The organism is Pseudomonas sp. MWU12-2345 (assembly GCF_023242385.1).
Classification (GTDB): Bacteria; Pseudomonadota; Gammaproteobacteria; order Pseudomonadales; family Pseudomonadaceae; genus Aquipseudomonas; species Aquipseudomonas gingeri_D.
The window spans coordinates 1-14,464 of the sequence record NZ_JALLJA010000007.1; the positions used below are offsets into that span (position 1 = coordinate 1).

The following is a 14,464-nucleotide window of genomic DNA, read 5'->3' on the forward strand; positions in this document are numbered from 1 at the left end:
ACGGGTGATGATTTCGAACTGGTCGATATTGCTGGCGTTCAGGCCCGCACCATCGATGGAGACGCTGCCCCGATCAACCTGATACCCCGTGAGCTGGCCGTTGGTAATCACCGGCTTGCCCGTGGTCAAGGTCGCCTGCGGGGTATTGATAAAGCCGCAACCGTTGCAACTGATGCCATAGGGGTTGGCCACAATCACATGGGCCGACTGCCCCGCCACTTCGGTATAACCGCGCAACTGGCTCGGGCTCGCGCCATTCACCTCATTGAGAATGATATTGGCCGCCGTGCCGTTGAGGTTCTGGTTACCCAGAATAATCCCGCCCAGTTGCGTCGACTGGGTCCGCGCGGTGGCGTTGTTGAGAATGACCCCGTTGGTCCCGACGTTGTAATCGGTGAACTGGTTATGCGACAGCCCCTGGGCATTCGGCGCGGCAATATTGACGATGGGTACGCCATTGCCCGCCTGCCCCAGCGTCGTACCCGGCGCACTGACCACGATCCCATCCGCCTGAACCAGCAACGGCTGCCAGAACATCGCGTTCGCCAGAATGAACGCCAGCCCGCGCTTGGGTAGTCCCCAAAAGTGCTCACGGTTTTTCAGGGCAGCAGAAGGCTGGCCCACGAGGAAGGCAAACTGACGAACATCCATGTCGGGATCTCGATGCAACGAAGGCAATGAATTGAGTTAAAAAAGCACGGCACCTCACGCCCGAGCGAACCGCTCATTGAGCAGCACCAGGTCAGGGCATGGATCGATACGGGGCTAGAGCAGGCGTTCGCAAATGCGAGTCAGCACCTTGCAGGTCGATGGTCTTGATGGAGAAACGGCGCCGTGCCTGCCTCCATATCGCAAATCCTTTTGGATAGCCTTGTGCCATCAACGGGCGCGATCATAGGGTGGCCATTTAATGGCGTCAATAAAATGTACCAATTTATTTCAATGTAGATACATAGCTTCTGAAGGGGGAATGTCCCCCTCCATCCGTTACACCGGAATTTTTAGCGCCTTCTTGTACGATCGTACCTAAAGCTCGCTCAACCCAAGCCGATAACCGAACGAAGCCCTGACTCGATCAGGTGACCGAATAATAAAAGCCGCTTTGCAAGGACAGGTCCCATGCCTATGTTCCGCACGATCCAAGCCCGCTACACGCTGTTTCTGGTCCTGTTCGTCCTGCTGCTGTTCGTCCTGACCGTGGTCGGGATCAGCCAGTTGGTCGCGCCCACGTTGCGCAAGACCGAGGAACAGGTCGTACTCAACCGCGTGGCCGAAGTGGCCGAGCAGATCAAGAACGAGTTGAACAAGGTCCAGGCCCAGCAGCGCAGCATCACCCAGACCATTCCCCTGCTCGACAGCGACACCATCGACAAGGTCCTGCCTGGCCTGGTGGATCAGTACGGCGAGCTGAAGGTCTTCGGCGGCGGCATCTGGCCCCTGCCCGGCCAGCGCACGCCGGGGCGGAACAAGCACAGCACCTTCTGGCACCGCGATGCCAACGGCCAGTTGAAGGTCAATACCTTCTGGAACAGCGCCGAAGCGCCCAACTATTACGAGCAGCCCTGGTACAAGGGCGGCATGGCCACCCCGCGCGGCCAGTGCGCCTGGGCGGCCGCCTACAAGGATGACGCCAGCCAGGAGCCACGCACCAACTGCGCCATGGCCATCCAGCGCGACGGCGTGCCCTACGGCGTCTCGACCATCGACGTGACCCTGGGCTTTTTCAACGACCTGGTGGCGCGCAAGGAAAAAGACATCGGCGGTGAAATGCTGATCGTCGAAGCCGACGGCAAGATCATCAGCAACAGCACCCATATCAACAGCCCGGTGGTGCTCAAGAACATCAGCGACCTGGCCGGCAGCTCGGCCTTCGCCGCGCAGGTCAAGACCGCCCTGCAGAACCGTGACGCCGCGTCCCACCGCGTGGAATTCAACAACGACGGCGTGGCCAGCACCTTCTTCATGCGCCCCATCGAAGGCACCCCCTGGTTCCTCGCCACCGCCCTGCCGACCCAGTTGATCACCGCCCAGCGCGATGACGTGCTCAACACCCTGGCCCTGCTGCAGATTCCGATGATCGTGCTGCTGGTACTGTTGCAGGTGTATGCCATCCGTCAGTTGATCAACCGGATGCGCGCGCTCAAGACCAATATCGACGCATTGTCCGCCGGCGATGCCGACCTGACCCGACGCATCACCATCCGTGCCGAGGATGAACTGGGGGCCATCGGTCACTCGGTGAACCGCTTTATCGTCTACCTGCAGAACATGATCGGCGAAGTCACCCAGGCCACCGGCGACATGGCCTCCAGCCTGGACAAGCTGCAACAGACCTCGGCCCATACCAACCAGATCCTTACCCGTCACGCCTCGGAAACCGAGCAGACGGTCACCGCCATCACCGAGATGAGCGCCACCGCCGACACCGTGGCCGAGAATGCCGCCGAAACCGCGGCCTTCACCCAACGCGCCAACGAACACGCCGACCGTTCGCGGGTGGTGGTAGGCGAGGCTTCCAGCAGCGTGGTCGCGCTGATCGACGAAGTGTCCAGCGCCACCCACAAGGTCGAGAGCATGCAGCAGGACGCCCAGCGCATCACCGAGATTCTCGGGGTGATCGGCGCCATTGCCGGGCAGACCAACCTGCTGGCCCTGAACGCCGCCATCGAGGCCGCCCGCGCCGGCGAGCAGGGTCGCGGCTTTGCGGTGGTGGCCGACGAGGTTCGCGCCCTTGCCGCCCGGACCCAGGCCAGCACCTCGGAAATCAACGAGATGTTGACCCGCCTGACCCAGGGCGTCAGTTCATCGGTAGCGGCCATGGAAAATACCCAGGCCAGCTGTCAGTCCGCGGCCGACGCCACGGCGCGGGTCAACGCCGGGCTCGATGAGATGGCCGGCTCCGTCAGCCATATCAACAGCCTCAGCACCCAGATCGCCACGGCCGCCGAACAGCAGAGTTCGGTGACCGAAGAGATCAACCGCAGCATGGTGCAGATCCGTCATATGGTCGAAGAACTGGTCCAGAGCGGCCATGCCACCGATGACAACACCCGCAGCCTGCTGGACGCCAACAACCGTGTCAGCGCGTTGATGGGCCGCTTCAAGGTCAAGTAAACCCCTGCCGGTCGTGCCTGCCTCTGGCGGGCACGACCGCCGGTCTTGTACCGATTTCGTACATTACGAAATATTTTGTATCACCTATGCTCATCATTGTTTCCGCCCTTTAACAAGGAACGCAGTCGGAGCAGAGCTATGGAACAACCTTCTTTCCAGCCTTATGCCAAGACGCTCAGCAACGAAATCTACATAGAAGCCGATATCGAGACGGTCTACGCCTACGTGACCCAGCCCGATCACTGGCATGAATGGCACCCCACCTCCGTCAGCGCCGATAACGGCATCCATGGCCCCTTGCCCAAGGATCATCGTTTCACCGAAATCATCGACCTGCTGGGTCTGCGGATCGAGATGAACTATCGGGTCGTCATCGCCGAGGCCCCGTGTGAGTTCAAAATGGCCTTCACTTCTTCGGTGGTCGATGGCTGCATCGACTACAGTTTGTTGCGTGACGGCCATGGCACGCGATTTATCCGCACCTTGCAGTACATCACCGAACTGAACCTCGGCGGTTTGCACGCTCGCATGGCCGAACTCTCGACCCGGGCGATGGACAATCTCAAGCATCTGTTGGAAATGCCGCAGCGCTCTACCGCCTGACGCCCGCGGGCGCATCCGTTAATCCAGGGTTAATCGCCGGTCACCAGCATCGCTGAGATTCCTCTGGAGATCCGATATGTCCAATGCCCGCGCGCTCATGCTCGGCGGCCTGTTCCTGGCCGCGTCCCTGCCTGTCCTGTCCCACGCAGCCGAAGGCCCGGCCTATGGCCCGGAACTGCAAGGTTTCGAATACCCTTATCCGGTCCAGCATTTCGCCTTCCAATCCCAAGGCAAGTCCCTGCAGATGGGCTACATGGATGTCCCGCCCAGCGGCAAAGCCAATGGCCAGAACATTGTGCTGATGCACGGCAAGAACTTCTGCGGGGCCACCTGGGACTCGTCGATCAAGGCCCTGAGCGCCGCCGGCTACCGGGTGATCGCCCCGGACCAGATCGGTTTCTGCACCTCCAGCAAACCTGACAGCTACCAGTACAGCTTCCAGCAGCTGGCCAATAACACCCATGCCCTGCTGGAAAAACTCGGTATCGAGAAAACCCTGATCCTGGGTCACTCCACCGGCGGCATGCTCGCCACCCGCTATGCCCTGCTCTACCCGCAGCAGGTCGAACGCCTGGCGCTGGTCAACCCCATCGGCCTGGAAGACTGGAAAGCCCTCGGCGTACCCTATCGCAGCGTCGACCAATGGAACGAGCGCGAGCTGAAGCTCAACGCCGAGGGCATCCGCAATTACGAACGCAACACCTACTACGCCGGGCATTGGAAACCCGAGTTCGACCGCTGGGTCGATATGCTCGCCGGCCTGAACAAAGGCCCCGGTCACGTCGCGGTCGCCTGGAACTCGGCGCTGATCTACGACATGATCTTCACCCAGCCGGTCTACTACGAGTTCAAGGACCTGAAGATGCCCACCCTGTTGCTGATCGGCACCGCCGACACCACGGCCATCGGCAGCGATATCGCACCACCCGAGGTCAAGGCGCGGATCGGGCACTACGACGTACTCGGCAAACAGGTGGCGAAACTGATCCCGCGCTCGACCCTGGTGGAATTCCCGGGACTGGGTCACGCCCCGCAGATGGAAGAACCGGCGCGTTTCCACAAGGCCCTGCTCGAGTGGCTGGCCAGCCAACAATAATGAGGAAAGAGTGAATGACCCTACAGATCGCGGTAATCGATGACTGGCAAGGCGTGGCCGCCGAGGCGGTGGACTGGAGTGCCTTGAATGCCGTGGGCCAGGTCAGCTTTCTCCACGACTACCCGGCCGATACCGCGACCATGGCCGAGCGCCTGGGCGGTTTCGAGGTGATCTGCGTGATGCGCGAACGCAGCCCGTTCAACGAGGCCCTGCTGCGCCAACTGCCGCGCCTGAAGCTGCTGGTGACCGGCGGCATGCGTAACGCCGCCCTCGATATCAAGGCCGCCAACGCCCTGGGCATCCAGGTCTGTGGCACCGACAGCTACAAACAGGCCGCTCCGGAGCTGACCTGGGCCCTGATCATGGCCGCCAACCGCAACCTGCTCAAGGAGGCCAACTCCTTGCGCGCCGGGCACTGGCAGCAAGGCCTGGGCGGCGACCTGTATGGCAAGACCCTGGGCATTCTCGGCCTGGGCAGCATCGGCCAGCGCATTGCCGGCTACGGCAAGGCCTTCGGCATGCGGGTCATCGCCTGGAGCGAGAATCTCACCGCCGAACGCGCCGCCGAATCCGGCGTGGAGTACGTCAGCAAGGCCGAGCTGTTCAAGCAGGCCGACCTGCTCTCCGTGCACCTGGTGCTGAGCGAGCGTTCCCGTGGCCTGGTGGACGCCAAGGCCCTGGGCTGGATGAAACCGTCGGCCTACCTGATCAACACCGCGCGCGGGCCGATCGTCGACGAACAGGCACTGATCGCGGCCCTTGAGCACGGCCGGCTGGCCGGTGCCGCCCTGGACGTCTTCGAACAGGAACCTTTGCCCGCCGACCATCCGTTCCGTACCCTGGACAATGTCCTGGCTACGCCCCATGTCGGCTATGTCAGCCAGAACAACTACCGGCTGTTCTACAGCCAGATGATCGAGGACATCCAGGCCTGGGCCGCCGGACAGCCAATCCGCCTGCTGAGTTAAACGCGCGACGGCCTGGGTGGCGCAGTTGCTGCCCAGTCACCAGCGCACCATTCTAGAGCACCCGAACTTCGACCCCGCGCCAGTAGCGTGCAGCCGTTCCGGGGCAGCCCTCCCGGATCGCCTGTGACATAGATCAAATGCACCGCACTTTCCCAACATTCGTCTAAACAACGCCCTCCACGGCGGCAACATCTCTCCTACACTGACTTTCGGGCTTGCTGACCGCTCAGTCATTTTGATGAAAAAAAGTCGAAACTTCTGAAACCGCGGTCGGTCAGGTTAAAGGTAGGGCGTCTGTTCCGGGTGTTTGGCGGGCAGGCGCTTCCCCACTCTTTCTTGCCTCCGTGCGACGTGCCTGCTTCGCCCAGTCGCCCGGAACCGGTGTGTCCGACCAAAGGAAGCGGTTTGGGCACGCTGTATGAAAGAAAGGAAGAACCAGATCAAATAAGACGGGAGAGACACATGATCAGCGCTGCGTTGGAAACTCAGGGAGAGCATTTGAATCAGGCCAGCGAAGCGGTCCCCGTGTCAGCCCCCTTGGCGGGAGGAAAGCCTGTGTTGACGGCCCCCGCTGTCAATCCCAACAAGAAAAAGGTGCTGTTCGTCACCTCCGAGTTCGCCGACCTGGTCAAGACCGGCGGCCTGGGCGACGTGTCCGCCGCCCTGCCGCGGGCCATGCATCACCTGCACGATGTGCGGGTACTGATCCCCGGTTATCCGCAGGTGATGAACAGCGATAACCCGATTCATATCATCGGCGAACTGGGGGGCCATGCCGCACTGCCGCCGTGCAAGATCGGTCGCATGGACCTGCCCGACGGCCTGGTGATCTACGTGCTGATCTGCCCCGAGCTGTTTGAGCGGGAAGGTACGCCCTACGGCGCCAACAACGGGCGCGACTGGCCGGACAACCATATCCGCTTCGCCCGCCTGGGCCTGGCCGCCGCCGATATCGCCGCCAACCTGGCACAGATCCACTGGACCCCGGACCTGGTCCACGCCCACGACTGGCCCGCCGGCCTGGCCCCAGCCTATATGCACTGGCGCGGCCAGCGTACCCCGACCCTGTTCACCATTCACAACCTCGCTTATCAGGGCGTGGTCAGCCTTGCCTGCTGCCCGGAACTGGGGATCCCACCCCATGCCCTGCAACAGGAAGGCATGGAGTTCTACGGCAAGCTGTCGTTCCTCAAGGCCGGCATGGCCTACTCCAGTCATATCACCACGGTGAGCGCCACCTACGCCCAGGAAATCACCACGCCGCAATTCGGCTGTGGCCTGGACGGTTTCCTGGCCAGCAAGACCCACCAGGGCCTGCTCAGCGGCATTCCCAACGGCATCGACGAAAGCTGGGATGCCGCCACCGACAGCCATCTGGTCCACCCCTTCAGTCCGGGCGACTGGGAAGGCAAGGCGGTCAACGCCGCCCATGTGCGCAACCTGTTCGGCCTTGACCCATCGACCGGGCCGCTGTTTGCCGTGGTCTCGCGGCTGGTCTACCAGAAAGGCCTGGACCTGACCGAAGCGGTCAGCGAAATGATCGTCGCCGAAGGCGGCCAGATCGCAATCATCGGCCGTGGCGAACCGGAAGAGGAACAGGCCATGCGCCAACTGGCCTTGCGTTTTCCAGGCCGGATCGGGGTGCGCATCGGCTTCAACGAAACCGATGCCCGACGCATGTTCGCCGGCAGCGATTTCCTGCTGATGCCCTCGCGTTATGAACCCTGTGGCCTGAGCCAGATGTACGCCCAGCGCTTCGGCTCGCTGCCGGTGGCGCGTAACACCGGCGGGCTGGCCGACACCATCGAGAACGGTGTCACCGGCTTCCTGTTCGACGAGTCCACCGTGGAAAGCTATGCCCAGGCGCTGCGCCGGGCGTTCAAGGTGTTCGCCTATCCGCCATTGCTCAACGCCATGCGCTGCCGGGCCATGGCCGCGCCGTTCAACTGGTGCAAGGCGGTGGAACCCTACGCCGAGCTGTACCAGAACCTGGTGACCAAGTCCCGGAGCAGGTCGGGCCAGCACTGAGGAGGTCTTCATAGATGCCGTTACGGACTCTGGAAACCTGGCCTCATGGCGCGACCCTGCTGGACGCCGAGCACACCCGCTTCGCGCTGTGGGCACCGGACGCCTATTACGTCAGCGTCGAACTGGACGATGGCCGCTCACTGGCCATGCTGCCGCAGCACGACGGCTGGTTTGTCCTCGAGGCCCGCTGCCCGGCCGGCAGCCAATACCACTTCCATATCGACGGCGAGCGGCGGGTGCCCGACCCAGCCTCGCGGCGCCAGGTCGGCGATGTGCACGGGCCGAGCCAGGTGGTCGATTCCCTGGCCTACCACTGGCAGCACAAGGACTGGCAGGGGCGGCCCTGGCACGAGGCGGTGATCTACGAGCTGCACGTCGGCGTCCTCGGCGGCTATCGCCAGGTCGAAAACCAACTGGCACGCCTGGCCGAATTGGGGGTGACCGCCATTGAACTGATGCCCCTGGGTCAGTTCCCCGGCGAGCGCAACTGGGGCTACGACGGCGTGCTGCCCTATGCACCGCATGCCGCCTATGGTTCGCCCGAAGACCTCAAGCACCTGATCGACACGGCCCATGGGCACGGCCTGATGGTGCTGCTGGACGTGGTCTACAACCACTTCGGACCGGACGGCAATTACCTCGGCCAATACGCCAAGGACTTCTTTCGCGACGACCAGCAGACCCCCTGGGGCGCGGCGATCGATTTTCGCCGCCGCGAAGTCCGCGACTTTTTTATCGACAACGCCTTGATGTGGCTGCTGGAGTACCGTTTCGACGGCTTGCGCCTAGATGCCGTACACGCCATCAACGACAGCACCCTGCTCCACGAACTGGCACAGGCGGTTCGCCGCCAGGTGGACCCGACACGACACGTGTGGCTGACCCTGGAAAACGAACGCAACCAGGCCAGCCTGCTGGAAGAGTCCTTTGACGCCCAGTGGAACGACGACGGCCATAACGCCCTGCACGTCCTGCTGACCGGCGAGACCGACGCCTACTACGCCGACTATGCCCGGGAAACCACCACCAAGCTGGCCCGCTGCCTGAGCCAGGGCTTCGTCTTCCAGGGCCATCCCGACCGCCACGGCCATAGTCGTGGCGAACCCAGCGCACACCTGCCACCCAGTGCCTTCGTGCTGTTCCTGCAGAACCACGACCAGATCGGCAACCGGGCCCTGGGCGAGCGGCTCAACCAGCTCTGCCCGGCCCCGGCCCTGCGGGCGGCCACGGTGCTGCTGCTGTTGTCGCCGATGATCCCGTTGCTGTTCATGGGCGAGGAAACCGCTGCCCGTGAACCCTTCCTGTTTTTCACCGATCACCACGGTGAACTGGCCGACGCGGTGCGCGAAGGCCGGCGCGCGGAGTTCGCCGATTTCCCGGCCTTTGCCGACCCCGCGCGCCGGGCGCATATTCCCGACCCGAACGCCGCCGTCAGCTTCAACGACTCGCGCCCCGACCTGAACGACGCCAGCGACGACTTCAACCGCCAGGCCACCGTGCGCCTCTACCGCCAGCTACTGGAACTGCGCCACCGTGAAATCATCCCCCGGCTCCCCGGTGCCCAGGCCCTGGGCAGCGATGTCCTGGCCGACGGCGCCCTCAGCGCGCGCTGGCGGATGGGTGACGGCAGCCTGCTGCGCATCGACCTCAACCTCAGTGCCGAGTCCGTCGGCCATCCCCCCCCCAGCCAAGCCCGTTTAGTGTTCGAAAGCACCGCCGGCGCCAGTCGCCAATTGGATGAAGGTCATCTGGCCCCCTACTGCGCGCTGGTTACCCTGACCCCCGGGGACGTCCTGCAGTCACCCACCGGAGAGCACCCATGAACGACGCGCAACTGGAAATACTCGCCAGCCGGGCCGGCCTGGCCGTCGATTGGATCGACGCCAATGGCCGACCACAGAAAGTCCGGCCCGAGGTCTTGCGCAAGGTCCTGGCCGGGCTTGGCCATCCCGCCGACACGGAACAGGCCATCGAGAACAGCCTGCTGGAACTGCAACTCGTCCAGCAACACAAATACCTGCCGCCGCTGCTGACCGTGGACGTCGGCAAGAGCCTGGACCTGGCCCACTATTTCGCCGCCGGCACCGCTTGCGAAGTACATCTGGAAAACGGCACGGTCCTGCACTTGCACCTGGACCAGGACGCGGTGCTGCCGGGCAAGATCCCGGTGGGCTACCAGACGGTGCATATCGCCGGCCAGCACTTCACCCTCGCCGTGGCCCCGGCCCAATGCCACAGCGTGGCGGCGGCCACCGATAGCGCGACACCTCGCGCCTGGGGCCTGACGGTCCAGCTGTATGCCCTGCAACGCGTCGGCGACGGCGGTTTCGGCGACACCCTGGCCTTGGAGAGCCTGGTCCGCGCCGCCGGCGAACGCGGCGCCGACGCCCTGGCAATCAGCCCGATGCACGCCATGTTCAGCTGCGACCCGCAACGCTACAGCCCCTATTCGCCGTCCAGCCGGCTGTTTCTCAACAGCCTTTATGCGGCGCCGGAAGCGATTCTTGGCGAACAAGCCCTGCGCCAGGCCATCGACACCACGGGACTGGCCGATGAACTGCGGCAACTGGAAGCGCTGCCGCTGATCGACTGGCCCCGTGCTGCTCGCGCCAAGCAGCGCCTGTTACGCGCGCTATACGACGACTTTCGCCTCGGCACCCACCCACTCGCCACGGACTTCGCGCACTTTCGCCAGGCCGGCGGCGAGGCCCTGGAAAATCACTGTCGCTTCGAAGCCCTGCAAGCGGCCTGCACCGCCCGCGGCGAAAGCACCGACTGGCGACACTGGCCCACGGCCTGGCACCATCCCGACAACCCGGCCCTCGCCACCTTCGCCGAGGAGCAGGCCGAGGAGATCGGCTTCTACGCCTTCAGCCAATGGCTGATCGCTCGCAACCTTGAGCGCGCGCAAAACGCCGCCCGGGACAGCGGCATGGGCATCGGCCTGATCGCCGACCTCGCCGTCGGTGCCGACGGCGGTGGCAGCCAGGCCTGGAGCCGGCAGGACGAACTACTCGCCGAACTCACCGTCGGCGCACCGCCGGATATCCTCAACCGCGCCGGGCAAAGCTGGGGCATCTCGGCTTTCGCCCCGGAAGGCTTGAAGCGCCATGGTTTCCGCGCCTTTATCGAAATGCTGCGGGCCAACTTCGCCCATGCCGGCGGCCTGCGCATCGACCATGTGATGGGCCTGCAACGGCTCTGGGTCATCCCCCTCGGCTCGCCGCCGAGCGACGGTGCCTACCTGTATTACCCGGTGGACGACCTGCTGCGCCTGCTGACCCTGGAGTCCGCGCGCCACCAGGCGGTGGTGCTTGGCGAAGACCTCGGCACGGTGCCCGAGGGCCTGCGGGAAAAACTCAGCGCCCGGGCCATCCTCGGCATGCGCGTGCTGTTGTTCGAGCAGGAATACGGCCATCGTTTCCGTCCCATACTCGACTGGCCGGACGACGCCCTGGCCATCACCAGCACCCACGACCTGCCGACCCTCAATGGCTGGTGGCATGCACGGGATATCGACTGGAACGTCCAGCTCGGGCTGATCGATGACAGCACCGCCGATCACTGGCGCGAGACCCGTCAGCACGAACGCGAGGGCCTGCATCGCGCCTTGAGCAACGACCCGCAGAATTTCCGTGACGAATCCCACGAGACCGATCAGGTCCTCGACGCCAGCGTGCGCTTCCTCGGCCATACCCGCGCGCCCCTGGTGCTGCTGCCGCTGGAGGACGCCCTGGGTGTCGAGGAACAGGCCAACCTGCCCGGCACCCTCGACAGCCACCCCAACTGGCGTCGGCGCCTGCCGGGCGACAGCAGCCAGTTGCTCGATGATGTCGACGCTGCCCGTCGTCTCGAACTGCTGGCCTGCGCCCGCCTCCAGGCCGCCGAGCGTGATCGATGAAGCCAGCTTTACGTGCGACGGTGCGCCTGCAGTTTCATAAAGGCTTCAGCCTGGATGCCGCCGTACCGCTGGTGCCCTACTTCGCACGGCTGGGTATCAGTCATCTCTATGCCTCGCCGTTGCTCACCGCGCGCGACGGTTCCATGCACGGCTACGACGTGGTCGATCCGACCCGGGTCAATCCGCAACTGGGCGGCGAACCGGCCTTGCGGCGTCTGGTACAAGCCCTGCGCCAGCACCATATGGGCCTGATCCTCGACATCGTCTCCAACCACATGGCCGTCGGCGGCGCGGATAATCCCTGGTGGCTGGACCTGCTGGAATGGGGCAGGCTGAGCCCCTACAGCGAGTTCTTCGATATCCAATGGCACTCGCCCGATCCGTTGCTCGAAGGGCAATTGCTCATGCCGTTCCTCGGCAGCGACTACGGCGTGGCCTTGCAGGAAGGCAGCATCCCGCTGTGCTTCGATGCCGAGCACGGCGGTTTTCATATCGAGCATTACCAGCATCGCTTTCCCATCTGTCCCCGGGACTACGCGCAGATACTGGCCGACATCCCCGAACTGGAAACCCTGGCCGGGCACTTCAAGGCCCTGAACAACCTGCCCGACGCCTATGCCCAGGCGCAGCTCCTGCGCGCCGAACTGGCGCAACGCCGCGACCTGCATGACGCCATCGAGCAGAACCTCGCCCGCTATGATTCACGCCAACCCGAAGGTTTCCAGCGCCTGCACCGGCTGCTGGAGCGCCAGCACTACCGCCTCGCCAGTTGGCGCACCGCCGCCGACGATATCAATTGGCGGCGCTTCTTCGATGTCAACGAACTGGGTGGCCTGCGGGTCGAGCGTCCGGCAGTGTTCGAGGCCACCCACCAGAAAATCTTCCAGCTGATCGAGGACGGCCTGGTGGACGGCCTGCGCATCGACCATATCGACGGGCTCGCCGATCCGCGCGGTTATTGCCGCAAGCTGCGCCGACGGGTCGACCGTCTGGTCCCCGGGGAACACCTGCCAATCTATGTGGAGAAGATCCTCGGCCAGGGCGAAAGCCTGCACCGCGACTGGCAGGTGGACGGCACCACCGGTTACGAATTCATGGACCAGTTGTCGCTGCTGCAACACGATCGCCGTGGCGAACAACGCTTGCCCGAACTCTGGAGTCGCCTCAGCGAACGCCCCGGCGAGTTTGCCGAGGAGGCCAAGCTGGCCCGCCAGCAGATCCTCGCAGGCTCTCTGGCCGGAGATTTCGAAAGCGTGGCCCAGGCCCTGTTGCAAGTGGCCCGGGACGACCTGATGAGCCGCGACCTGACCCTTGGCGCGATTCGTCGGGCCTTGCAGGCGCTGATCGTGCACTACCCGGTGTACCGCACCTATATCAACGCCAATGGCCGCCCAGCCCAGGATGAAGTATTTTTCCAACAGGCCCTGGCCGGCGCCCGTACCACCCTCGGCGAGGCCGACTGGCCGGTGCTCGACTACCTGCAACAGTGGCTCGGCGGACAACCCTGGCGCGAGCACCCACCGGGCCGTCAGCGCAAACTGCTCAGGCATGCCTGCGTGCGCTTCCAGCAACTGACCTCGCCAACGGCGGCCAAGGCCGTGGAAGACACCGCGTTCTATCGCTCGGCGGTACTGCTCTCGCGCAACGACGTGGGCTTTTCCACCGAACGCTTCAGCGCGCCCGTGGAAGACTTTCACGCAGCCAACCGAGAGCGCCTGGAGCATTTCCCCGACAGCCTGTTGACCACCGCCACCCATGATCACAAACGCGGTGAAGACAGCCGCGCACGCCTGGCGGTGCTGAGCGAATGCGGCCCGTGGTACGTCGAACAGGTGCAAGGCTTTCGCGGACTGGCCCACGCACTGCGTGCTGATCCCCAGGCACCCTCGGCGGCGGACGAGTTGATCCTCTATCAGGCATTGCTGGGCAGTTGGCCGCTGACCTTGTCGAGCGACGATTCGGCCGGCCTGCACGATTACGCCGAACGTCTCTGGCAATGGCAGAACAAGGCGCTGCGCGAAGCCAAGCTGCACAGCAGCTGGAGCGCACCGAACGAAGCCTACGAGCAGGCCTGCCGCGACTTTCTCGAAGCGCTGCTGACCCGCCCCGTCGGCCTGCCGCTGCGCCGGGCCCTGGTCGCCACGCTGGAAAAAATCGCGCCGGCCGGCGCGCTCAACAGTCTGGCCCAGTGTTTGCTGCGCATGACCGTACCGGGTGTGCCGGACCTGTACCAGGGCAACGAGTTCTGGGACTTCAGCCTGGTGGACCCGGACAATCGCCGGCCGGTGGATTTCACCGCCCGGCAACAGGCGCTGCAACACTCGACATCGCCCAAGGCGCTGTTGACGGACTGGCGCAGCGGTCGGCTCAAACAGGCCTTGATCGCCCGTACGCTGGCGGTTCGGGCCGAACACGGGAGGGTCTTCAGTCGCGGCGATTACCAGCCGTTGGACGTGATCGGCGAGCAGGCCGAATACCTAGTGGCCTTTATGCGCAGTACACCGACGCAGCGGGCCATTGTGATCGTACCCAGGCTGGCGGCCGGACTGCTGGCCAGCGATCAACTGCCGTGGGTACCGGCACCGGTTTGGGGCGATACGCGGGTCAAACTGCCGTTCGCCGCACCGGGCTGCAAATTAAAGGGACTTTTTTCGATGTGCGCAGTCACACCCCATAACGAGCTGATGGTCGGTGAGGCACTCGGAGATTTCCCGGTCAATCTCTTTACCCAAACTTGAGTTCAGGAGCATGGCG

Annotated in this window: 9 protein-coding genes; 8 read left to right on the forward strand and 1 reads right to left on the reverse strand. The window is 63.9% G+C overall.

The genetic code is table 11. The annotated features are described in order from the left end of the window. Positions 1 to 651 (reverse strand): filamentous hemagglutinin N-terminal domain-containing protein (locus M5C71_RS15385; RefSeq protein ID WP_283094005.1); only part of this gene is annotated, 651 nt, incomplete at its 3' end. A gap of 468 nt (positions 652 to 1,119) precedes the next feature. Between M5C71_RS15385 and M5C71_RS15390 the strand changes: the two genes are divergently transcribed. The 8 genes from M5C71_RS15390 to M5C71_RS15425 all read left to right on the forward strand — a co-directional run bounded on the left by M5C71_RS15390 (position 1,120) and on the right by M5C71_RS15425 (position 14,448). Beyond that, on the forward strand, positions 1,120 to 3,114 hold the full coding sequence (locus M5C71_RS15390; protein ID WP_248768159.1) for a methyl-accepting chemotaxis protein: 1,995 nt from the start codon (positions 1,120 to 1,122) through the stop codon (positions 3,112 to 3,114). 138 nt (positions 3,115 to 3,252) lie between these two features. Continuing rightward, complete coding sequence (locus tag M5C71_RS15395; protein ID WP_248768160.1) at positions 3,253 to 3,717, forward strand: SRPBCC family protein; 465 nt, start codon at positions 3,253 to 3,255, stop codon at positions 3,715 to 3,717. 76 nt (positions 3,718 to 3,793) lie between these two features. Further along, complete coding sequence (locus M5C71_RS15400) at positions 3,794 to 4,813, forward strand: alpha/beta hydrolase (protein WP_103494748.1); 1,020 nt, start codon at positions 3,794 to 3,796, stop codon at positions 4,811 to 4,813. A gap of 14 nt (positions 4,814 to 4,827) precedes the next feature. Next, on the forward strand, positions 4,828 to 5,781 hold the full coding sequence (locus M5C71_RS15405) for a D-2-hydroxyacid dehydrogenase family protein (protein WP_103494747.1): 954 nt from the start codon (positions 4,828 to 4,830) through the stop codon (positions 5,779 to 5,781). Between the two features lie 462 nt (positions 5,782 to 6,243). Next, positions 6,244 to 7,809, forward strand: a complete 1,566-nt coding sequence (gene glgA, locus M5C71_RS15410) for a glycogen synthase GlgA (RefSeq protein WP_103494746.1) — start codon at positions 6,244 to 6,246, stop codon at positions 7,807 to 7,809. A gap of 14 nt (positions 7,810 to 7,823) precedes the next feature. Continuing rightward, complete coding sequence (treZ, locus tag M5C71_RS15415; RefSeq protein ID WP_248768161.1) at positions 7,824 to 9,632, forward strand: malto-oligosyltrehalose trehalohydrolase; 1,809 nt, start codon at positions 7,824 to 7,826, stop codon at positions 9,630 to 9,632. Next, positions 9,629 to 11,710: a 4-alpha-glucanotransferase gene (malQ, locus tag M5C71_RS15420; protein WP_248768162.1), complete on the forward strand. Its 2,082-nt coding sequence runs from the start codon at positions 9,629 to 9,631 to the stop codon at positions 11,708 to 11,710. The genes treZ and malQ overlap by 4 nt, the downstream gene beginning before the upstream one ends. Further along, positions 11,707 to 14,448 carry a malto-oligosyltrehalose synthase gene (locus tag M5C71_RS15425; RefSeq protein ID WP_248768163.1) on the forward strand — a complete coding sequence of 914 codons (2,742 nt, stop codon included), beginning with the start codon at positions 11,707 to 11,709 and terminating at the stop codon, positions 14,446 to 14,448. Before malQ ends, M5C71_RS15425 begins: the two co-directional genes overlap by 4 nt. Positions 14,449 to 14,464: the final 16 nt, after the last annotated feature.